This is a genomic window from Kitasatospora sp. NPDC058032, assembly GCF_042885845.1.
In the GTDB taxonomy this organism is placed as follows: Bacteria; Actinomycetota; Actinomycetes; order Streptomycetales; family Streptomycetaceae; genus Kitasatospora.
The window spans coordinates 89768-110117 of record NZ_JBHVRK010000003.1; the positions used below are offsets into that span (position 1 = coordinate 89768).

The following is a 20350-nucleotide window of genomic DNA, read 5'->3' on the forward strand; positions in this document are numbered from 1 at the left end:
CCGCTCGACCGGGCGGTTGACGGCCGTCCGGACGGCTCGGCCCGGGTTCCGGGCGCCCGGAACATTGGCTCAAAAGCGCTCGACCGGCACATGCCGGCCCCACACCTCGCGCAGCGCGTCGCAGACCTCGCCGACGGTGGCCCGCGCGGCCAGCGCCTCGCGCATCGGGTACAGCACGTTGTCCCGGCCCGCGGCGGCCCGGCGCAGCGCGCCCAGCGCCCGGCCCACCGCGGCACCGTCCCGGGCCGCCCGCAGCCGGGCCAGCCGTCCGGCCTGCCGGGCCTCGATCGCCGGGTCCACCCGCAGCGGCCGGTAGGGCTCCTCGGCCGCCAACTCCCCGGCGTCCAGCCGGAACTGGTTGACCCCGACCACCGTGCGCGCGCCCGTCTCGGTCTCCCGCTGGATCCGGTAGGCGCTGCGCTCGATCTCCGCCTTCTGGTAGCCGGCCTCGATCGCGGCCACCGCCCCGCCCAACTCCTCGACCTTCGCCATGAGTTCGAGCGTGGCGGCCTCCATCTCGTCGGTCAGCGCCTCCACCGCGTAGGAGCCGGCGAACGGGTCGACGGTGGCGGTCGCGTCGGTCTCGTGGGCGAGCACCTGCTGGGTGCGCAGCGCGAGCCGGGCGGCCTTCTCGGTGGGCAGCGCCAGCGCCTCGTCGAAGGAGTTGGTGTGCAGCGACTGGGTGCCGCCGAGCACCGCCGCGAGCGCCTGCACCGCGACCCGGACCAGGTTCACCTCCGGCTGCTGGGCGGTGAGTTGGACGCCGGCGGTCTGGGTGTGGAAGCGCAGCCGCTGCGAGCGCGGGTCCCGGGCGCCGAACTCCTCGCGCATCACCCGGGCCCAGATCCGGCGGGCGGCACGGAACTTGGCGACCTCCTCCAGCAGGGTGCTGCGGGCCACGAAGAAGAAGGAGAGCCGGGGCGCGAAGTCGTCCACCGCGAGCCCGGCGGCCAGCGCGGCGCGCACGTAGGCGATCCCGTCGGCCAGTGTGAAGGCGATCTCCTGCGCGGGCGTGGCCCCGGCCTCGGCCATGTGGTAGCCGGAGATCGAGATGGTGTTCCAGCGCGGGATCTCGGCCCGGCAGTACCGGAAGAGGTCGGCGACCAGCCGCAGCGAGGGCTGCGGCGGGAAGATGTACGTGCCGCGGGCGATGTACTCCTTCAGCACGTCGTTCTGCACGGTGCCGGTGAGCCGGGCCGGCGGGACGCCCTGCGCCTCGCCGACCAGCTGGTAGAGCAGCAGCAGCACGGCGGCCGGGGCGTTGATGGTCATCGAGGTGGAGACCTCGCCGAGCGGGATGCCCGCGAACAGCTCGGCCATGTCCTCGACGCCGTCGATCGCCACCCCGACCCGGCCGACCTCGCCGGCGGCGAGCGGGGCGTCCGAGTCGTAGCCCATCTGGGTGGGCAGGTCGAAGGCGACCGAGAGGCCGGTGGAGCCGCCGGCGATCAGCTGCCGGTAGCGGGCGTTGGACTCGGCGGCGGTGCCGAAGCCGGCGTACTGGCGCATCGTCCACGGCCGGCCGGTGTACATGCTCGGGTGGATCCCCCGGGTGAACGGGTACTCCCCCGGACGGCCCAACCGCTCGGCCGGGTCCCACCCGGCCAGGGCCTCGGGGCCGTACACCGGGGCGAACGGGAAGCCGGACTCGGTGCGGCGCGGCTCGGCGGGCGGCCCGGTGGGCTGCTCGGCGGGCGGTTCCGTGGTCATGGGGTCCTCCGCGGGGGTCGGCGGGCAGGTCCACTCCTCTCGCAATGTAGCGCCGAAGGCCTTGAGATGATCGGCTGAACCGACCGGGATATCTCAGGAGTGGCAATGACCGAGCAGAAGGTGGCCGTCGTCACCGGTGCCAGCAGCGGAATCGGCGCGGCGACCGCCCGCCGGCTGGCGGCCGAGGGCTTCGAGGTGGTGCTCACCGCCCGCCGCACCGAGCGGATCGAGGCGCTGGCCGCGGAGACCGGCGGGCGGGCGTACACCCTGGACGTCACCGACCGGGCCGCCGTCGACGCCTTCGCCGCCGAGGTCGGCCGGGTGGACGTGCTGGTGAACAACGCCGGCGGGGCGATCGGCGCGGAGAGCGTCGAGAGCGGCGACCCGGCCGACTGGCTGGCCATGTACCAGGTCAACGTGCTCGGCGTGCTGCACATGACCCAGGCGCTGCTGCCGGCCCTGCGGGCGAGCGGCGACGGCACCGTCCTGGTGCTCTCCTCGACGGCCGCGCTGGCCGCCTACGAGGGCGGCGGCGGCTACGTGGCGGCCAAGCACGCGGCGCACACCATCGCGGCGACGCTGCGGCTGGAGCTGTGCGGGGAGCCGATCCGGGTGATCGAGATCGCCCCGGGCATGGTGAAGTCCGAGGGCTTCGCGGTGACCCGCTTCCGCGGCGACGAGGAGAAGGCCGCCGCGGTGTACGCGGGCGTCGCCGAGCCGCTGACCTCCGAGGACGTCGCCGACACCGTCGCCTGGGCGGTCACCCGGCCGCCGCACGTCAACATCGACCTGCTGGTGGTCCGCCCGCGCGCCCAGGCCGCCAACCACAAGGTGCACCGCGCACTCTGACGGGCCGACAGGTGCGGGCGGTGTCCCGGCCGGGGTCAGTACTCGAACTGTCACCCGTGAGTGGTACATACGTGCGATGAAGATTCACCGGGCCACCCGCCCGCACCTCCTGCTGGCCGCCGTCGCGGCCGGCAGCCTGCTCCTCACCACCGCCTGTGGAGGAGACAAGAAGCCGGCTCAGGACCAGGCCGCTTCCGCACCGTCGAGCACCGCCGCCACCGACGCCGCGACCCCGACCGCGACGCCGACGCCCACCCCGACGGTGAAGCCCACCGGCGCCGACGACCCGGCGCTCAAGCCGTTCTACGGCCAGCAGATCACCTGGGCCGCGTGCCCGGCCGACCCGGCCGCCGAGAAGGCCCAGGTCGATCTGTCCGCCATGCTCTGCGGCAAGCTGCACGTCCCGCTCGACTACACCGACCCCGCCGCCGACGCCCTCGACCTCGCGCTGATCAAGCTGCCGGCCGCCAAGCCGGACCAGCGGATCGGCTCGCTGATGGTCAACCCCGGCGGCCCCGGCGGCTCCGGCATAGACATGGTCAAGTGGGGCGCCAAGGACTACGACGGCACCCTGCACAACCGCTTCGACGTGATCGGCTTCGACCCCCGCGGCACCGGCGAGAGCTCGCCCGTCGTCTGCTACGACGACAAGAAGAGGGACGCCGACAACGAGAGCGACCAGCCGCTCGACCCGGTGGCCCGCAAGGCCGAGCACGTCAAGAACGCCACCGAGCACGCCGCCGTCTGCCAGGCCAAGTCCGGCAAGCTGCTGCCCTTCGTCGGCACCCGCAACACCGCCCGCGACCTGGACGTGCTGCGCGCGGTCGTCGGCGACCGGAAGCTCAACTACCTCGGCGTCTCCTACGGCACCTACCTCGGCGCGCTCTACGCCGAGGAGTTCCCGAAGAACGTCGGCCGGCTGGTCCTGGACGGCGCCGTCGATCCGGCCCAGGACCGGCTGGACCACGGCATCGACCAGACCATCGCCTTCGAGAAGGCCTACCAGCGCTTCGCCGCCGACTGCGCGCAGAACTTCGCCGCCGAGTGCCCGCTCGGCAAGGACCCGGCCAAGGCCGCCAAGAAGGGCGCCGACTTCCTGGACGGCCTGCGCGACCACCCGATGACCACCAAGGACGGCCGCAAGCTCGGCAGCGACCTCGCCTGGACCGGCGTCATGTCGAGGCTCTACGGCGACGAGAAGACCTCCTGGACGTCCCTGCGCAACGGTCTCGCCTGGGCGATGCTCGGCAAGAAGGGCGACTACCTGCTGGCCTTCGCCGACAGCTACAACGGCCGCGACGAGAACGGCCACTACAACCCGATGGAGGAGGCGATGAGCGCGATCAGCTGCGCCGACACCTCCCGTCCGGCCCCGACCCCCGAGCGCGCCCAGCAGGCGGTGGCCAAGCTCCGGGCCGAGGCCCCGCTGCTCTCCAAGGGCGTCGCGGTCGAGGACTACAGCGAGGCCTCCTGCGCCTACTGGCCGTTCCAGACCACCGAGAAGCCGCACACCGTCCGGGCCGAGGGCGCCGCCCCGATCCTGGTCGTCGGCACCACCGGTGACCCGGCCACCCCGTACGCCTCGGCCGAGGCGCTGGCCGCAGGCTTCGCCAACGCCACCCTGCTGACCCGGGTCGGCGAGGGCCACGGCGCCTTCGGCAAGGGCAACAGCTGCATCGACGCCGCACTGGCGGCCTACCTCACCGAGGGCACGCTGCCGGCCGCCGGGACGAAGTGCGAGTGACGCGCCGTAGCCGGTGAAGACGGGGAGGGCGCTGACACCGAGGTGTCAACGTCACAACTTGATAGCTCGTTCGGATGAAATCCGCCCGCGCCCTCCCCAACTGATGAGCGCTCAACTACCTTGGAGCCACAGCCGGACGGGCATTGGACGCCGTTCCGCAGCCTCATACTTCACCAGGCTTCACCGGCGCGTCACCCACCACTCCAACCGCCCCCTTCACCGGCACCTTCCCGCCCTCACGAGGAGGACCCGCTGGCCAGCGACATCCCGTCACCGAGGCTCGATCCCCGGGACGAGCCGACCCTCCTCGGGTTGCACCGATTCAACGAAGCCGACGCCGGAGCCGCGGAGGAGGCCCTGCTGGCCTGCTGCGGCAGTCACCGGTGGGCCCTGCGGCTCACCGTGCACCGGCCCTACCCCGACATAGAGTCCCTGCTCGCCGCCGCCAGCGAGGCCTCGTACGACCTGCGTCCGGCCGACCTGGCCGAGGCGCTGGCGGACGAGAGCTGGATGCCGCAGCCGCTCCTCGGCATGCGCGCACCCGGCAGCCAGGCGGCGCACACCGCGCTGCGGGCCGCCCACGCCGCGTACGAGGCCCGGTTCGGCCACGTCTTCGTGGTCTGCCTGGAGGGCATCGACCCCGAGGAGATGCTCGACGCCGTCCTCGGCTCGATCCGCACCCGTCTCGCCAACGATCCCGACGAGGAGCGCCTGGTCGCCGCCGACGAGCTGCGCCGGATCGCCCTCAACCGCCTGGAGCACCTGGTCGCCACCCACTCGGGGGCCGCGGCCCGCTGACGGCGGGGCGCTCAGCCCCGCTGGGCCGCCCGCAGCCTGGCCACCTGACGCCGGACGACCCGCTCGTCCGGCGCGGGGGCCGGCTCGGCGCCGACGCCCACCGTGCTGAACACCACCAGGGCCGGTCCGACCCTCGCCAGGACGGCACGCTGAGCGAGCACCACCGAGCCCGATTCATTCGTCAGGGTGAAACCCGTCGCCGCGTCGGCTCCCTCGGGCGTGGGCGTGTCGTTCCGGCTCAGCCGGTGCACGGTGCGGGTCGCGCCCCGGCCCTTCTCCGCCGGGGGCGGCGGCGCCGTCGAGGCGAACTCCGCGCACGGACCGAACAGCCCCTCCAGCTCCGCGTGCAGCCGGGCCGCCCGGTCGCCCGGGTAGCCGAGCAGCGCCCCGTAGAGGCTGCCCGCCGGATCGCCGGCCAGGGCCACGCTCAGATCGGTCTCGGCGGACGGCACCGCCGACACCGGCGGGGCGGAGGCCGACACGCCCGCCCGGCCGGCGGCCGGCGCCGGGGCCACCGAGTCCAGCAGCGGCTGGCAGGCCGGCTTGTCGGCGGCCTCCCGGCCGCCGTCCGGGCCGGTCGCGCCACGGCCGGGGGTGATGACCGTCACGGTGAAGCCGGGACCGAGGTCCGCCTCGGTCACCGCGGCGGCGCGCAGCTCGGCGGCGGACAGCTCGCGGGGCGGGGCGGTGGAGGACGCCCGGTCGGCCGATTCGCCGGCGGGGGCGGCGCAGCCCGCGGCGAGCAGCAGGGCGGCGGCGAGGAACAGGGGGCGGGGCGGACGCGGAGCGGGGTGCGGCACGGGGGCCTCGTCGGGGGTGTCGGCGCGGACGGGGCCGCCCACCGTAGCGCGACCTTGTGCGACACATCGGTCACCCAGCGTCGCAAATCGCTCCTCGGTTCCCACCCAGCTAGGCCAGAAGTGCCTCTTTGATCACACCGAGGGCCCCCGGAGGCGGTTCCCGACAAGGCGTCGATAGGATGCTCGCGGCCGGTGGACCGTACCCGGCCGGGCTGACCGACACCGAAGCCGGCCGAGCCCCCAATCGCTTCCGGAGGGTTTTTCCGTGCCGGCTGGAACGCTGTACCGCGGCCGGGAAGGCATGTGGAGCTGGGTGGCTCATCGAGTCACCGGCGTCCTCATCTTCTTCTTCCTGTTCGCCCATGTCCTGGACACCGCCCTGGTGCGGGTGTCTCCCGAGGCGTACGACACCGTCATCCAGACGTACAAGACGCCGCTCGTGAACCTGATGGAGTACGGCCTGGTGGCCGCCATCCTGTTCCACGCCCTGAACGGCCTGCGCGTCGTCGCCGTCGACTTCTGGTCGAAGGGCCCGAAGTACCAGAAGCAGATGCTCTGGTCCGTGGTCGGAGTCTGGGTCGTCCTCATGGCCGGCGCCTTCTACCCGATCCTGCAGCACACGCTGACCTCCTGGTTCGGGAAGTGATCTGAGACATGTCCACGGAAATCTCCGACGCTGTGGTGGTCCCCTCCGCTCAGGCGCACACCGGCAAGGGCCTCGGCACGGGCAACCCCGCCGACGCCTTCGTGGTCGAGCCGGCCCGTCAGCGGACCAAGAAGACCCCGCGCCGCACCCGTACCAACTTCGAGATGCTGGCCTGGCTGTTCATGCGCCTGTCCGGCATCGTCCTCGTGGTGCTGATCCTCGGCCACCTGCTGATCATGCTGGTGCTCGACGGCGGCGTCTCCAAGATCGGCTTCGCCTTCGTGGCCGGCCGCTGGGCCTCGCCGTTCTGGCAGGTCTGGGACCTCACCATGCTCTGGCTGGCCATGCTGCACGGCGCCAACGGCATGCGCCAGGTCATCAACGACTACGCCGAGAAGGACTCCACCCGGCTCTGGCTGAAGGGCCTCATGGGTACCGCCACGGTCTTCACCGTGCTGCTCGGAACCCTGGTGATCTTCACCTTCGACCCGAACATCTAATCGGAAATCGGCAGAGGCCAGAGGCGAGTTAAACCCCCATGCAGATTCACCAGTACGACACCGTCATCGTCGGCGCCGGCGGCGCCGGCATGCGCGCCGCCATCGAGTCGACGCAGCGCAGCCGCACCGCCGTCCTGACCAAGCTCTACCCCACCCGGTCCCACACCGGCGCGGCCCAGGGCGGCATGTGCGCCGCCCTCGCCAACGTCGAGGAGGACAACTGGGAGTGGCACACCTTCGACACGGTCAAGGGTGGTGACTACCTGGTCGACCAGGACGCCGCCGAGATCATGTGCAAGGAGGCCATCGACGCCGTCCTCGACCTGGAGAAGATGGGCCTGCCCTTCTCCCGCACCGAGCAGGGCCGGATCGACCAGCGCCGCTTCGGCGGCCACTCCCGCAACCACGGCGAGGCCCCGGTCCGCCGTTCCTGCTACGCGGCCGACCGCACCGGCCACATGATCCTGCAGACGCTGTTCCAGAACTGCGTCAAGCACGGCGTCGAGTTCTTCAACGAGTTCTACGTCCTCGACCTGCTGATCAACGAGGGCCGCACGGCCGGCGTCGTCGCCTACGAGCTGGCCACCGGCGAGATCCACGTCTTCCAGGCCAAGGCGGTCGTGTTCGCCTCCGGCGGCACCGGCAAGATGTTCAAGGTCTCCTCGAACGCCCACACCCTCACCGGTGACGGCCAGGCGGTGGCCTACCGCCGCGGCCTGCCGCTGGAGGACATGGAGTTCTTCCAGTTCCACCCGACGGGCATCTGGCGCATGGGCATCCTGCTCACCGAGGGCGCCCGCGGCGAGGGCGGCATCCTGCGCAACAAGGACGGCGAGCGCTTCATGGAGCGCTACGCCCCCGTCATGAAGGACCTCGCGTCCCGTGACGTCTGCTCCCGCGCGATCTACACCGAGATCCGCGAGGGCCGCGGCTGCGGTCCGGACGGCGACCACGTCTACCTGGACCTGACCCACCTGCCGCCGGAGCAGCTGGACGCCAAGCTCCCGGACATCACCGAGTTCGCCCGCACCTACCTCGGCATCGAGCCCTACACGGACCCGATCCCGATCCAGCCCACCGCGCACTACGCCATGGGCGGCATCCCGACCAACGTCGAGGGTGAGGTGCTGCGCAACAACACCGAGGTCGTCCCGGGCCTGTACGCGGCCGGCGAGGTCGCCTGCGTGTCCGTGCACGGCGCCAACCGCCTGGGCACCAACTCGCTGCTGGACATCAACGTGTTCGGCCGCCGGGCCGGCATCGCCGCCGCCGGGTTCGCCGAGGCGAACGAGTTCGTGCCGCTGCCGGAGAACCCGGAGCAGCTGGTCCAGGACCTGGTCGACGGCCTGCGCGAGGCCACCGGCACCGAGTCCGTGGCGCAGATCCGCAAGGAGCTGCAGGAGTCCATGGACACCAACGCGATGGTGTACCGCACCGGTGCGACCCTGAAGCAGGCCGTCGAGGACATCGCCGCGCTGAAGGTCCGCTACAAGAACGTCGCCATCCAGGACAAGGGCTTCCGTTACAACACGGACCTGTTGGAGGCCATCGAGCTGGGCAACCTGCTCGACCTGGCCGAGGTCCTGGCGGTCTCCGCGCTCGCCCGCGAGGAGTCGCGCGGCGGTCACTACCGCGAGGACTTCCCGACCCGTGACGACGTGAAGTTCATGCAGCACACCATGGCGTACCAGGAGGTCGCCGAGGACGGCAGCACCTCCATCCGCCTTGACTACAAGCCGGTCGTGCAGACCCGCTACCAGCCGATGGAGCGTAAGTACTGATGAGCACTCCGACCGTGGAGAAGCACTCGGCCGCTCTGGACGCGGTCGAGGCCGGTGGCACCAAGCTGATCACCGTCACCTTCCGGATCCGCCGGTTCAACCCGGAGGAGCACCCGGAGCCGGTGTGGGTCGACTACCAGCTGGAGATGGACCCGAAGGAGCGCGTCCTGGACGCGCTCAACACGATCAAGTGGGAGCAGGACGGCACCCTCACCTACCGCCGTTCCTGCGCGCACGGCATCTGCGGCTCCGACGCGATGCGGATCAACGGCCGCAACCGGCTGGCGTGCAAGACCCTGATCAAGGACGTCAACCCGGAGAAGCCGATCACGATCGAGGCCATCAAGGGCCTGACGGTCCTCAAGGACCTGGTCGTGGACATGGACCCGTTCTTCCAGGCGTACAAGGACGTCATGCCGTTCCTCATCACCAAGGGGAACGACCCGACCCGCGAGCGCCTGCAGTCCGCCGAGGACCGCGAGCGGTTCGACGACACCACCAAGTGCATCCTGTGCGCCGCGTGCACGTCGTCCTGCCCGGTGTTCTGGAACGACGGCCAGTACTTCGGCCCGGCCGCGATCGTCAACGCGCACCGCTTCATCTTCGACTCGCGCGACGAGGGTGCGGAGCAGCGCCTGGAGATCCTGAACGACCGTGAGGGCGTCTGGCGCTGCCGGACGACCTTCAACTGCTCGGAGGCCTGCCCCCGTGGCATCGAGGTCACCAAGGCGATCCAGGAAGTGAAGCGGGCCCTGGTCACCCGCCGCTTCTGATCCCGGAGCACCCCGCAGCGCGCGAAGGCCCCCGTCCACGTGGACGGGGGCCTTCGCGCTGCCCCGGCCCGGCGCGGGACGCCGGGCTCGCGGGTCAGCCGGCGGCGGTTTCGCGCCGGGTGGCGCGCAGGCCGCGGACGCCGACGGCGCCGACGGCGATGCCGAGGGCGAAGGAGGTGACGGCGAGCAGGAGGTGGACCCAGAAGAAGGCGGTGGGCTGGGAGTGGTCGCCGTTGGTGAAGGCCTGGCCGCCGGAGTCCTTCCAGAGGTTCTTGACGAAGGTGGTCCAGATGATCATCGACCAGACGCCGAAGGCGGTCAGGAACCAGGAGGTGCGACGGCTGAGCTTCATGGGGGTGGTCCTCGGTGCGGCGGGGAGGTGAAGACGGTGTGCCCTCCCAGTATGCTCGGCGTCCGTTCGGCGTACGGTGGGGGCCTCCTTGCGGTCCGGAGGGGCAAGGGGGCGGACGGCGGGGGCCCGGACTGGGTACCGTCTGGTGGTGCCCACTCGCTCGAAGCTCGCACGCCTGCTCGCCGCGCCCGTCGCGGCGCTCCCGCTCCTGATCGCCGCCCCGGCGGCCGTCGCCGCCCCCGGTGAGCCGCCGCCCCCGCCGGTCGCGGTCGGCGGGGAGCGGCTGGGGCTCCCCGGGGTCCAGGTGAACCCGCTGCCCGGCGCCCCCGCGCTGCCCGGGGACCTCACCGGGCAGTCCTGGATCGTCGCCGACGCCTCCTCGGGGGAGGTCCTGGCGACCAGCAACCCGCATCTGCGCCTCGCCCCCGCGTCCACCCTGAAGATCCTCTTCGCCGACACCGTGCTGCCCAAGTTCGACCGCAACGCGGTGCACAAGGTGGAGGACGCGGAGATCCAGGGGATCGGGCCGGGCAGCAGCCTGGTCGGCATCAAGGAGGACCTGGAGTACAAGGTCGAGGACCTCTGGCGCGGGGTGTTCCTGAGCTCGGGGAACGACGCGGTGCACGTGCTCGCGCACATGAACGGCGGGGTGCAGCGCACCGTCGCCGAGATGCAGGCGCGGGCCGAGGCTCTGCAGGCCCGGGACACCCGGGTGGTCTCGCCGGACGGCTACGACTCGGACGGCCAGGTCTCCTCGGCGTACGACCTCACGCTGTTCGCCCGGGCGGGGCTGCGCAACCCGGACTTCCGGGCGTACTGCGCGACCCGCGACGCGATGTTCCCGGGCGCGGTGGACAAGAACACCGGCCAGCGCGGCAGCTTCGGCATCGCCAACACCGACCGGCTGCTCGGCAAGTACCCGGGGCTGATCGGGGTGAAGAACGGTTTCACCACCAACGCCGGCTCCACCTTCGTCGGCGCCGCCGAACGCGGCGGGCGCACCCTGCTGGTGACGGTCATGCACCCCTCCAGCTACCAGAAGGTCTACGACGAGACGGCCGCCCTGCTGGACTGGGGCTTCGCGGCGGCCGGCAAGGTCACCCCGGTCGGGAAGCTGGTCGAGGAGGGCGAGTCCGTCGCGCCGACGCCGACCGGTCAGGCCGGCGGCGCGGCCGGGGCGCCCGCCCCGCCGCCGCACCCCACGCCGAGCGACTCCGCCCCGGCCGCCGCGGCGACCGCGCGGGTGGACGGGGGCGAGGGGCTCGGCGCGGCCGGCTGGGTCGCCGTCGGGCTGGCCCTGGCGGCCGGCGGCGGGGGTGTCCTGCTGCTGTTCCGGCGGCGCGCCGTCGGCGGGTGATCCGCCGGCACGTCCGGGCCCGGTCTCAGTCCTCCTGGGGCCGGGCCCGCGCCGTGTCCCGGGCCGGCCCGCCCGCCGGCCCGCCGGTGCCCGCCCCGGCGGCCTGCTCGTCGGCGGCCTCGACCATCGCCCGGGCGCGCTCCCGGACCCGCTCGCGGGCGGCCGCCGGGTCCGCGGTGGCGGTCCAGGCCACGCAGAACATCAGCAGCCGGCAGACGAAGTTGATCCAGAGCAGCAGCGCCACCGGCACGCCGAAGGCGCCGTAGAGGCTCCGTCCGGCGACCGAGCCGAGGTACGAGGAGAGCAGGATCTTCAGCAGCTCGAAGCCCACCGCCCCGATCAGCGCGGCCTGCAGGACGTCCCGGCGGCGCTGGTCGCCGATCCGCGGGAACGGCGCCAGCAGGTAGGCGAAGAGCAGCATGTCCGAGGCCACCGCGATCAGCAGCCCGGCCGCGGTGAGCAGGTAGCCGCCGGCGCCCAGGCCGATCCAGTCGGCGATCCGGCCCGCCAGCGTGGTGCCGGCCGCCGAGGCGCCGAGCGAGACCAGCGAGACCAGGCCCAGACCGCCGAGCACCACGAAGTCCCAGGCCTTGCGCAGCAGCGGGTTGCCCTCCTCGGCGGGCAGCTGCCACAGGTCCCGGATCGAGGTCCGCATGGTGTCCACCCACCCGAGCCCGGACAGCACCAGCAGCACCCCGCCGACCAGGCCGACCGCGCCCGCGTTGGCCACCAGCGAGGGCAGGTTCAGCGCGTCGGAGATGCCGGGCAGCTGGTCGGAGATGCGGTGTTCGAGATCCTCGACCCGGCTGTCGCTGAGGGTCGCGACGGCGATCGCCAGCGCGACCGTCAGCAGCGGGAAGAGGGCGAGGAAGCCGAAGAAGGTGACCGCGCCGGCCAGCCGGTTGCCGCGCAGCTCCGTGAAGTGCTCGTAGGCGCGGTACGGGCGGCTGCGCAGCACCCGGGCGACGAGCGGGCCGATCACCGGAATACGGGTCAGGAAGTCCACCGTCCGGTTATACCCGGATGTCCCCCGAACGGCCGTCAGGCCCGGCCGCCCGTCCGGGCCTCAGCCGCGGACCATCCGCCGGGCCCGGGCCAGCGCCCGGACCGCCTGGTACGCGGTGTACCGGCCGTGGCCGAGCAGTTCGGTGCGCAGCCCGGCCACCCCGCCGGGCGCGCGGTAGCCGGCCGGGCGCAGCCGGGCGCAGTGCTCGGCTGCGCGGCGGAAGAACTCCCGGCGGTCGCCGGGCGGGACCCGGCCCGGGCGGGAGACCACGGTGTTGAGGTGGTGCAGCATCCGGCCGTAGACCACCGGGCGCCAGCGGTCCAGGTCGGGGCGGCCGTCCAGGAACGCGAAGACCAGGTCGTACTGGCCGAAGACGTCGAAGTGCTTACGGCCGGCGGTGGCCAGGATGTTGCCGCCCTCCTGGCGCTGGCGGTAGTGCACGCCGATCCGGTCGAGCAGGGTGATGCTCCGGGCCGCAAGCAGCGCCGGGTAGGTCCAGGGGGTGTCCTCGTAGTAGCCGGCCGGGAAGGTCAGGCCCTGGGCGGTGACGAAGTCGCGGCGGTAGGCCTTGTTCCAGACCACCTGGAGCAGTTCGAGCAGCTCGGGGCGGTCGGCGAGGTCGAAGACGTCCCGGGAGGGGGCGCCGAAGACCTTGGCGGAGGCGGCCCGGACGACCCGGCCGTCGGCGTAGGTGCGGGCGTAGTCGTAGACCAGGACGTCCGGGTCGCCGCCGGACGCGAGCCGGTCGTGCACCGCCTTGAGCAGACCGGGGGTCAGGGTGTCGTCGCTGTCCAGGAAGAGCACGTAGTCGCCGGTGGCGACCTCCAGGCCGGCGTTGCGGGCCCGGCCGAGGCCGACGTTCTCCGGCAGGTGGAGCACCCGCACCCGGGGGTCGCGGGCGGCGGCCTCGTCGAGCAGGGCGCCGCAGCCGTCCGGCGAGCGGTCGTCCACCGCGATCAGCTCGAAGTCCGGGCCGTCCTGGCCGAGCACCGAGGCGAGGCACTCGGGGAGGTACTCCTCGACCCTGTAGACCGGGACGATCACACTGAAGCGGGGCATGGCCCCAGGGTAGTGGGGGCGTTTGACCCGGGGCCCCGGGGGTCCGTGGGCCGGACGGTAGGATCGACGGGCACGTACGCACCGATCAAAGTGCGGTCAGACCCCGAACCGGGCTGCCACGCTCCTTCCCGAGAAAGGCCTGCGTAGCCGATGGCTCCCCGCCTCTCCATCGTCGTTCCGATCTACAACGTCGAGCGCTACCTCGTGGAGTGCCTCGACTCGATCGCCGCCCAGACGTTCACGGACTTCGAGTGCGTCATGGTCGACGACGGTTCGAAGGACACCAGTGCCGCGCTCGCCGAGGCGTACGCCGCCAAGGACTCCCGGTTCCGGCTGGTCCGCCAGGTCAACAAGGGCCTCGGCGCGGCCCGCAACACCGGCATCCGGCACATCGACCCGGACTCCGAGTTCCTCTGCTTCGTCGACAGCGACGACTCGATGCCGCCCAGCGCGTACGAGCTGATGATCAACACGCTGGACGAGACCGGCTCGGACTTCGCCACCGGCAACGTGCTGCGGTTCCGTGCGATCGGCTACTACCAGTCCGGCGGCCACAGCCGTCCGTTCGCCAAGACCGTGCTCAAGACGCACATCACCGAGATCCCCTCGCTGGTCACCGACCGCACCGCGTGGAACAAGGTGTACCGCCGCTCCTTCTTCGACGCGGCCGGCATCCTCTACCCCGAGGGCATCCTGTACGAGGACGCCCCGGTCAGCGTGCCGCACCACTACCTCGCCAAGAGCGTGGACGTGCTCTCCGAGCCGATCTACCACTGGCGCGAGCGCGAGGTCGGCGAGATGTCGATCACCCAGATGCGCACCAACCCGAAGGGCCTGATCGACCGCGTCACCTCGGTCGAGCTGGTCCGCGGCTGGCTGAAGAAGCAGACCGAGCCGCGCTTCGCCGAGTACCTGAAGTCCTACGACGAGAACACCCTCGTCGAGGAGATCCCGATGTTCTTCTGGTCCGTCGTGGACGGCGACAAGGAGTACCGGGAGGCCTACATCCGCTGCGTCAGCCGGCTGCTGCGCGCGATCGGCCCGGAGCAGGTCAAGAAGCTGCGCGCGCCGCTGCGCCTGAAGTACCACCTGACCCTGCAGGGCCGGATCGACGAGTTCGTCGAGCAGATCAAGTACGAGGGCGAGAGCAACGGCGGCGTCATCGCCAAGGGCCTGCTGCGCCCGTACGCCGACTACCCGTTCCTGCGCGGCGGCCGCAAGAGCGTGCCGTCGGGCCTGCTCAGCCTGCGCAACTCCACCGTCATCCGCAGCCGGCTCTACGACGCGCACTGGGAGGGCGGCCGGCTGCAGCTGACCGGCCACGCGTACCCGGAGCAGCTGGGCGCGGCCAACAAGCACGACATGGTCCGCACCCTGGTGCTGCGCGAGGCCAAGGGCCGCCGGGTCATCGCCGTGCCGATGAAGACCCAGTACAGCCCCGAGGCCACCGCCACCAACCACCACGACCTCTACAACTGCGACTGGGCCGGCTTCACCGTCTCCGTCGACCCGGAGAAGCTCAAGCACCGCGGCCAGTGGAAGGACGGCAACTGGCGCGTCCTGGTCGCCGGCGCGGGCAAGGGCGGCGTCTACAAGGGCCGGGTCTGGGCCGGCTGGGCGGACACCGCGCTCTACCAGCCCTCGCACTGGGTCGAGCCGAACGTGCGGATCGTGCCGTTCGTCCGCGACGGCAGCGTCTACCTGCGGGTGGAGAACGTGCGGATCCGGGTGACCGGGATCGCCGCGCAGGGCGACACCGTCGAGGTCGCCGGTGCGGCCCGCTCCGGCGTCCGGCTGGCCGGGGCCCGGATGCGGCTCACCCACGTCGAGTCCGAGCGCGAGCTGTTCTTCCCGGTGTCCGCGGGCACCCCGGTCGGCGGTCTGCAGCCGTTCCGCGCCTCCTTCGGGATCCCCGAGCTGACCGGGGTCCGCGAGAGCTGGGCGGAGCTGGACCCGATCGCCGAGGAGCGCGCCCGCGACCGCTGGGACGCCCATCTGGTGCTGGCCGACGGCACCGCCGTGCCGCTCTCCTGGGACGACCGCAACCCGCCGGAGCAGCTCAACCTGGTGCTCAACGCGGACGCCGAGCCCGAGCAGCGCCGCGCCCTCTACAGCAAGCCCTCCCCCGGCGGCTACCTCCAGTTCCTGGACCAGCTGCTGCAGCCGATAGTGCACGAGGTCACCGCGCGCGGCGCGGACGGCTTCCTGCTCAGCGGCACCTTCCCGCTGCCCGGCACCCACCGCTGGGAGCTGGTGGTCCGCCACCACTGGGGCGAGGAGCAGCACATCTACCCGGTGGAGATCGCCGACGGCCGTTTCCGCACCGCGCTGCCGGCCGTGCCGACCGCGTCCTTCGCGGGCAACGTGCCGCTGACCCAGGGCGGCTGGAACATCTCGTTCCGCCCGGTCGGTGCCACCTTCCACCCCGACATGGCCTCCTACGCGCTGATCTCGCCCGAGTGCTGGGGCTCGCTGCCGCTGGAGGTGGAGGCCCGCGGCAAGCGGATCGTGCTGGAGCGCCGCCACCACGACGGCCTGCAGCTGGAGTCGGAGAACATACTGCTTCCGGAGGAGCGCAGCGGCTGGCGCCAGCGCCAGCTGCGCACGGTCGACTACCCGGCCGCCCGCCGGCTGCCGCTGCGCGACACCGTGCTCTACAACGTCGCGCTCGGCGGCCTCTACGCGGACTCGCCGCGGGCGATCCACGAGGAGCTGGTGCGCCGCGGCCTGCCGCTGGAGCACCTGTGGGGCACCGACGACCTGCAGGCGGACCTGCCGCAGTCGGCGGGCTCCGTCCGGCTCTGGAGCCCGGAGTGGTTCGAGGCGCTGGCCACCGCCAAGTACGTCGTCACCAGTGCGCACCTGCCGGACTTCTTCGTCCGCCGGCCCGGCCAGATCGTGCTGCAGACCTGGCACGGCTCGCCGCTGAAGCAGGTCGGCCACGACTTCGAGAAGGTCTGGTTCACCGACGCGCACTACCTGAAGGGCCTCGCCCAGGAGGTTCCGAACTGGAGCATCCTGCTGGCCGGCAGCACCTGGGCGGCCCCGGTGCTGCGCCGCGCCTTCGACTTCAAGGGCGAGATCCTGGAGAGCGGCCTGCCGCGCAACGACCTGTTCTTCTCCGCCGACCGGGAGAAGACCGCGGAGCGGGTGCGCGAGCGGCTCGGCCTGCCCGAGGGCAAGAAGATCGTGCTGTACGCGCCGACCTGGCGCGAGGACCGGCGCCGCCACTACGGCGGCTACCAGCTGAACCTCCAGCTGGACCTGGACGCCGCGCGGGCGGCGCTGGCCGACGACCAGGTGCTGCTGGTCCGCCGGCACTCCAACGTCCGCGAGCAGATCCCCGGCGCCGGCAACGGCTACCTCTGGGACGTCAGCAGCTACCCGGACATGGCGGAGCTGCTGCTGGTCGCCGACGTGCTGGTGACCGACTACGCGGCGTCGACGTTCGACTTCGCCGCGACCGGCAAGCCGGTGCTGTTCTTCACCTACGACCTGGCGCACTACCGCGACAACCTGCGCGGTTTCTCGCTGGACTTCGAGGCGGAGGCGCCCGGCCCGCTGCTGGCCACCTCCGAGGACGTGGTCGCGGCGCTCGGCCGGGTGGACGAGATCAGCACCGAGTACGCCGAGAAGTACGCGGCGTTCCGCGCGAAGTACTGCGACCTGGACGACGGCCGCGCCGCCGCCCGGGCCGTGGACGCCATGCTGAGCCGCGAGGCCTGACCGGCCCGACCGGCCCGACCGCCGGCACCGGAGGCGCCCGACGCGAACACCGCGCCGGGCGCCTCCGGCGTTTTACAGACCGCAATTCCGGAATTTCGAACTGGCGTTTCCGAATGGAACTCAAAAGCTAATTAAAACGACATTCTAAAATTGACCTCGGATGCTTTTCCGGGTGAGATGGAAATTCTCGCCGAGAAAGGTCCGTGGAAATGGCTGTCCTCACCCGGTTCGTCCTCCCGCACGCCGCGCCGCGCTTCGGCGACCCCCGCTTCGGCGCCCCGCTGCCGAGCGAGGAGGAGAACGCCGCCTTCGGACTGCTGCGCGCCCGCTGGACCGGCCGCGGCCTCGAACTCACCGGGTTCGCCCGCCCCGACGACCGGCCCACCGCCCACCCCGGCTCCGCCTGGACCTGGCTCACCCTGCGCCTCGGCCACCACCAGGAACCGGTCCACGTCCCCACCCGGCCGCGTCGGCTCCCCGAGATCACCGACGACAGCGCCCAGCCCGAGCACAACCACGACTGGGCCGGCTTCACCGCCCTCGTCGAACCGCGCCGGCTGCGCGGCGTCGACGGCTGGCTGCTCGGCGACTGGACCGTCGAGACCACCCTGTTCACCCTCGGCCGCCCCACCCGGCTGCGCCGCCAGTACGGCGGCCTCGCCCCGCACTGGTGCGGCTCCGGCGAGTATCCGCCCGCCCGCTGGGTGGACCACGACGTGCGCCTCCAGCCGCACTTCGCCGACGGCCTGCTCGTCCTGCGGCTCGAACGCCCCGCCGTCCGCCTCGACCGCGCCCTGCCCGCCCCCGACGGGATCGGCCTGCACCTCACCACCGCCGACCCCGGCCAGGCCCGCAACGTACTGCGGCTGCGCCACCGCGAGAGCGGCACCGTCCTCACCGAGCCCGCCACCCGCACCGGACGCACCGTCACCGCGCACCTGCCGTACGCGCTGTTCACCGCCGACGGACGCGGCACCGACGAGCTGGAGCACTGGGACGTCGACCTGGTCGACCCCGACGGCGCCGTCGAACCGCTCGTGCTGGACGAACGCGGCGGGCCGGTCTCCGGCCAGCACCCGATGCCCGGCGCCGAGGACCGGGCGCTGCACCTCAAGCACCTCGCCGACGGCCGGCTCCAGCTGTGCGTGCGGCCCGCCGCCGGCTGGGTCGAACGGCTCGCCCCGCGGGCCGGCGGCTTCGAACTCGCCGGCCGCTGCCCCGCGCCCGGCCCGCTCCACCTCGTGCTGCGGCACAGCGGCAGCGGTACCGAGGTCCGCCACCCGGTCGAGCTCGGCCCCGGTGCGCGGTTCACCGTCCGGCTGCCCGCCACCCGCACCGGCTCCGACGGCACCCCGCTGCCGCTGCGCAAGGGCCTGTGGGAGGCCGCGCTGCACCCGGCCGACGGTCCGGGCCCGGCCCGCCCGCTGACCGTCGCGCCCGCCGCCCTGGCCGCGCTGCCCGCCGCCACCCAGACCGGCGGCAAGCGGATCGTGCTGGAGCGCCGCTGGCACGACACCCTGTTCCTGGACTCCACGCCCGTCCTCAGCGCCGCCGAGCGCAGCGCCTGGACACAGGCCCGCCAGCGCACCGCCGGCTACCCCGCGGCCCGCCGCGAACCGCTGCGCGAGGCGGTGCTGTACGACGTGTTCGGCGGCCGCGGCTACGCCGACTCACCGCGCGCCGTGCACGCCGAACTCGCCCGCCGCCGCACGCCGTTGGAGCACCTGTGGGTGGTCGACGACGCGCAGGCCGAGCTGCCGCCCGGGGTCCGCGCGGTCCGGGTCTGGAGCCCCGAGTGGTACCGGGCGCTGGCCACCAGCCGCTACCTCGTCGGCAACACCCACTTCCCGGACTTCCTGCAGCGCCGCCCCGGCCAGGTCGTCGTCCAGACCTGGCACGGCGCCCTGCTCAAGCGGATCGCCCACGACGTCGACAACCCCTGGCTCGCCGACCACGGCTACCTCGCCGCCCTCGACCGGGAGACCCCGCACTGGAGCCTGCTGCTCTCCCCCAGCCCCTTCGCCACCCCGATCCTGCGCCGGGCCTTCCGCTACCGGGGCGAGATCCTGGAGTCCGGCTACCCGCGCAACGACGTGCTGGCCCGCCCCGACCCCGGGCGGGCGGCCGCCGTCCGCCGCCGGCTCGGCATTCCCGAGGGCCGGCGGGTGGTGCTCTACGCGCCGACCTGGCGCGAGGACCGGCCGCGCCCCGACGGCGACGGCTTCCAGCTCGACCTGCGGATCGACCTCGACCGCGCCCGGCGGGCGCTCGGCGAGGACCACGTCCTGCTGCTGCGGCCGCACGCGCACGTCCGCGAGCCGCTGACCGGCACCGGGGACGGCTTCGCCGTCGACTGCGCCGACTACCCGGACGTGCAGGAGCTGCTGCTGATCACCGACGTCCTGGTGACCGACTACTCGTCGATCCTGTTCGACTTCGCCATCACCGGCCGCCCGGTGCTCTTCTTCACCTACGACCTGGCGCACTACCGGGACAGCCTGCGCGGCTTCGCCTTCGACTTCGAGGCGCAGGCGCCCGGCCCGCTGGTCGACGACTCGGCGGCGCTGGTCGGCGCGCTGCGCGAACTCGCCGACACCGGGGGCGCGGTGCCCGCCGGGTTCGCCGAGCGCTACCGGCGCTTCCAGGACGTGCACAACGCACTGGACGACGGCGCCGCCGCCCGCCGGGTGGTCGACCGGATGCTCGAACTCGGCGGCCCGGCCGGGCGCACCGGTCAGAAGCCGTAGGTCCGCCAGGGGCGCCAGACCTCGTCCGCGTCGAACCGGGAGAGGCCGAACCCGGGCACCGGGAAGGCCGCGTGGAAGGACCGGGCCTGCTCGTGGGCCTGGTCCAGCACGTCGTCCGACAGCCCGTGCGCCACCGTCACGTGCGGGTGGTACGGGAAGGCCAGCTCCCGGGCCAGCGGGCCGGAGCGGATGTCCGCCTCCAGCAGCCGGCACTCCCGCTCGCCCTCCTCGACCCGGACGAACACCACCGGGGAGACCGGGCGGAAGCTGCCGCTGCCGCGCAGCACCATCCGGAACGGCCGGTGCGCGGCGGCCACCGCCGCCAGGTGCTCCTCGATCTTCGGCAGCGCCTCGGCCGGCACCTCGGTGGGCGGCAGCAGCGTGACGTGCGTGGGTATCGACCGGGCCAGCGGATCGCCGTGCCCGGCCCGGGCGTCCTGGATCGCCGCTCCGTACGGATCCGGGACGCTGACGGACACGCCGATGGTGAGGGTCTCCGGGA

16 protein-coding genes are annotated in these 20350 nt (G+C 72.6%); 10 read left to right on the forward strand and 6 right to left on the reverse strand.

Features of this window, described 5'->3' with window-relative positions; translation table 11 throughout:
- Positions 1–69: 69 nt before the first annotated feature.
- Positions 70–1710 carry a methylmalonyl-CoA mutase gene (locus ACFVUH_RS05860; RefSeq protein ID WP_387911447.1) on the reverse strand — a complete coding sequence of 547 codons (1641 nt, stop codon included), beginning with the start codon at positions 1708–1710 and terminating at the stop codon, positions 70–72.
- Between the two features lie 105 nt (positions 1711–1815).
- On the opposite strand from ACFVUH_RS05860, the gene ACFVUH_RS05865 reads away from it, so the two are divergent.
- From ACFVUH_RS05865 to ACFVUH_RS05875, 3 genes are all read left to right on the forward strand, one after another.
- A complete protein-coding gene (locus ACFVUH_RS05865) occupies positions 1816–2559 on the forward strand; it encodes an SDR family oxidoreductase (RefSeq protein WP_387911449.1) in 744 nt (247 codons plus the stop codon).
- A gap of 76 nt (positions 2560–2635) precedes the next feature.
- Positions 2636–4303: an alpha/beta hydrolase gene (locus tag ACFVUH_RS05870; protein ID WP_387911450.1), complete on the forward strand. Its 1668-nt coding sequence runs from the start codon at positions 2636–2638 to the stop codon at positions 4301–4303.
- A gap of 312 nt (positions 4304–4615) precedes the next feature.
- On the forward strand, positions 4616–5101 hold the full coding sequence (locus ACFVUH_RS05875) for a 2-oxo-4-hydroxy-4-carboxy-5-ureidoimidazoline decarboxylase (RefSeq protein WP_355358587.1): 486 nt from the start codon (positions 4616–4618) through the stop codon (positions 5099–5101).
- A gap of 11 nt (positions 5102–5112) precedes the next feature.
- On the opposite strand, the gene ACFVUH_RS05880 is transcribed toward ACFVUH_RS05875, so the two are convergent.
- The gene (locus tag ACFVUH_RS05880) at positions 5113–5943 is read right to left on the reverse strand and encodes a hypothetical protein (RefSeq protein WP_387911453.1); all 831 of its coding nucleotides are present in this window, start codon (positions 5941–5943) and stop codon (positions 5113–5115) included.
- Between the two features lie 223 nt (positions 5944–6166).
- Here ACFVUH_RS05880 and sdhC point away from each other — a divergent pair, with 223 nt between their 5' ends.
- Genes sdhC through ACFVUH_RS05900 form a run of 4 tightly spaced genes read left to right on the forward strand, consistent with a single transcriptional unit; the run spans position 6167 to position 9601 of the window.
- On the forward strand, positions 6167–6547 hold the full coding sequence (gene sdhC, locus ACFVUH_RS05885) for a succinate dehydrogenase, cytochrome b556 subunit (protein ID WP_093861779.1): 381 nt from the start codon (positions 6167–6169) through the stop codon (positions 6545–6547).
- 8 nt (positions 6548–6555) lie between these two features.
- A complete protein-coding gene (locus ACFVUH_RS05890; RefSeq protein ID WP_355358581.1) occupies positions 6556–7047 on the forward strand; it encodes a succinate dehydrogenase hydrophobic membrane anchor subunit in 492 nt (163 codons plus the stop codon).
- Positions 7048–7085: 38 nt separating this feature from the next.
- Positions 7086–8828, forward strand: a complete 1743-nt coding sequence (gene sdhA, locus ACFVUH_RS05895) for a succinate dehydrogenase flavoprotein subunit (RefSeq protein ID WP_387911455.1) — start codon at positions 7086–7088, stop codon at positions 8826–8828.
- Positions 8828–9601: a succinate dehydrogenase iron-sulfur subunit gene (locus ACFVUH_RS05900; protein WP_344343381.1), complete on the forward strand. Its 774-nt coding sequence runs from the start codon at positions 8828–8830 to the stop codon at positions 9599–9601. The genes sdhA and ACFVUH_RS05900 overlap by 1 nt, the downstream gene beginning before the upstream one ends.
- 94 nt (positions 9602–9695) lie before the next feature.
- Here ACFVUH_RS05900 and ACFVUH_RS05905 read toward each other — a convergent pair whose 3' ends face one another.
- A complete protein-coding gene (locus tag ACFVUH_RS05905) occupies positions 9696–9953 on the reverse strand; it encodes an SCO4848 family membrane protein (RefSeq protein WP_355358575.1) in 258 nt (85 codons plus the stop codon).
- Positions 9954–10101: 148 nt separating this feature from the next.
- Between ACFVUH_RS05905 and ACFVUH_RS05910 the strand changes: the two genes are divergently transcribed.
- A complete protein-coding gene (locus ACFVUH_RS05910; RefSeq protein WP_387911456.1) occupies positions 10102–11310 on the forward strand; it encodes a D-alanyl-D-alanine carboxypeptidase family protein in 1209 nt (402 codons plus the stop codon).
- A 25-nt stretch (positions 11311–11335) separates the two neighbouring features.
- Here ACFVUH_RS05910 and ACFVUH_RS05915 read toward each other — a convergent pair whose 3' ends face one another.
- Together ACFVUH_RS05915 and ACFVUH_RS05920 are read right to left on the reverse strand one after the other, a co-directional pair.
- Entirely contained in the window at positions 11336–12316 is a 981-nt protein-coding gene (locus ACFVUH_RS05915) for a YihY/virulence factor BrkB family protein (protein WP_387911458.1), read from the reverse strand.
- A 60-nt stretch (positions 12317–12376) separates the two neighbouring features.
- Positions 12377–13375 carry a glycosyltransferase family 2 protein gene (locus tag ACFVUH_RS05920; protein WP_387911460.1) on the reverse strand — a complete coding sequence of 333 codons (999 nt, stop codon included), beginning with the start codon at positions 13373–13375 and terminating at the stop codon, positions 12377–12379.
- Between the two features lie 150 nt (positions 13376–13525).
- Here ACFVUH_RS05920 and ACFVUH_RS05925 point away from each other — a divergent pair, with 150 nt between their 5' ends.
- A complete protein-coding gene (locus tag ACFVUH_RS05925) occupies positions 13526–17101 on the forward strand; it encodes a CDP-glycerol glycerophosphotransferase family protein (protein WP_387911462.1) in 3576 nt (1191 codons plus the stop codon).
- Positions 17102–17310: 209 nt separating this feature from the next.
- Complete coding sequence (locus ACFVUH_RS05930) at positions 17311–19848, forward strand: CDP-glycerol glycerophosphotransferase family protein (RefSeq protein ID WP_387911464.1); 2538 nt, start codon at positions 17311–17313, stop codon at positions 19846–19848.
- Here the strand turns inward: ACFVUH_RS05930 and ACFVUH_RS05935 are convergent.
- Positions 19836–20327, reverse strand: coding sequence for a 2'-5' RNA ligase family protein (locus tag ACFVUH_RS05935; RefSeq protein ID WP_355358563.1), 492 nt, complete (start codon positions 20325–20327; stop codon positions 19836–19838). The genes ACFVUH_RS05930 and ACFVUH_RS05935 overlap by 13 nt on opposite strands.
- Between the last annotated feature and the right edge of the window lie 23 nt (positions 20328–20350).

Bases quoted from the DNA above. Each gene is read 5' to 3' on its own strand.
- ACFVUH_RS05930 (WP_387911464.1), top strand. From the start codon at position 17,311: ATGGCTGTCCTCACCCGGTTCGTCCTCCCGCACGCCGCGCCGCGCTTC.
- ACFVUH_RS05925 (WP_387911462.1), top strand. From the start codon at position 13,526: ATGGCTCCCCGCCTCTCCATCGTCGTTCCGATCTACAACGTCGAGCGC.
- ACFVUH_RS05905 (WP_355358575.1), bottom strand. From the start codon at position 9,953: ATGAAGCTCAGCCGTCGCACCTCCTGGTTCCTGACCGCCTTCGGCGTC.
- ACFVUH_RS05865 (WP_387911449.1), top strand. From the start codon at position 1,816: ATGACCGAGCAGAAGGTGGCCGTCGTCACCGGTGCCAGCAGCGGAATC.
- ACFVUH_RS05890 (WP_355358581.1), top strand. From the start codon at position 6,556: ATGTCCACGGAAATCTCCGACGCTGTGGTGGTCCCCTCCGCTCAGGCG.
- ACFVUH_RS05920 (WP_387911460.1), bottom strand. From the start codon at position 13,375: ATGCCCCGCTTCAGTGTGATCGTCCCGGTCTACAGGGTCGAGGAGTAC.
- ACFVUH_RS05900 (WP_344343381.1), top strand. From the start codon at position 8,828: ATGAGCACTCCGACCGTGGAGAAGCACTCGGCCGCTCTGGACGCGGTC.
- sdhA (WP_387911455.1), top strand. From the start codon at position 7,086: ATGCAGATTCACCAGTACGACACCGTCATCGTCGGCGCCGGCGGCGCC.
- ACFVUH_RS05860 (WP_387911447.1), bottom strand. From the start codon at position 1,710: ATGACCACGGAACCGCCCGCCGAGCAGCCCACCGGGCCGCCCGCCGAG.
- ACFVUH_RS05870 (WP_387911450.1), top strand. From the start codon at position 2,636: ATGAAGATTCACCGGGCCACCCGCCCGCACCTCCTGCTGGCCGCCGTC.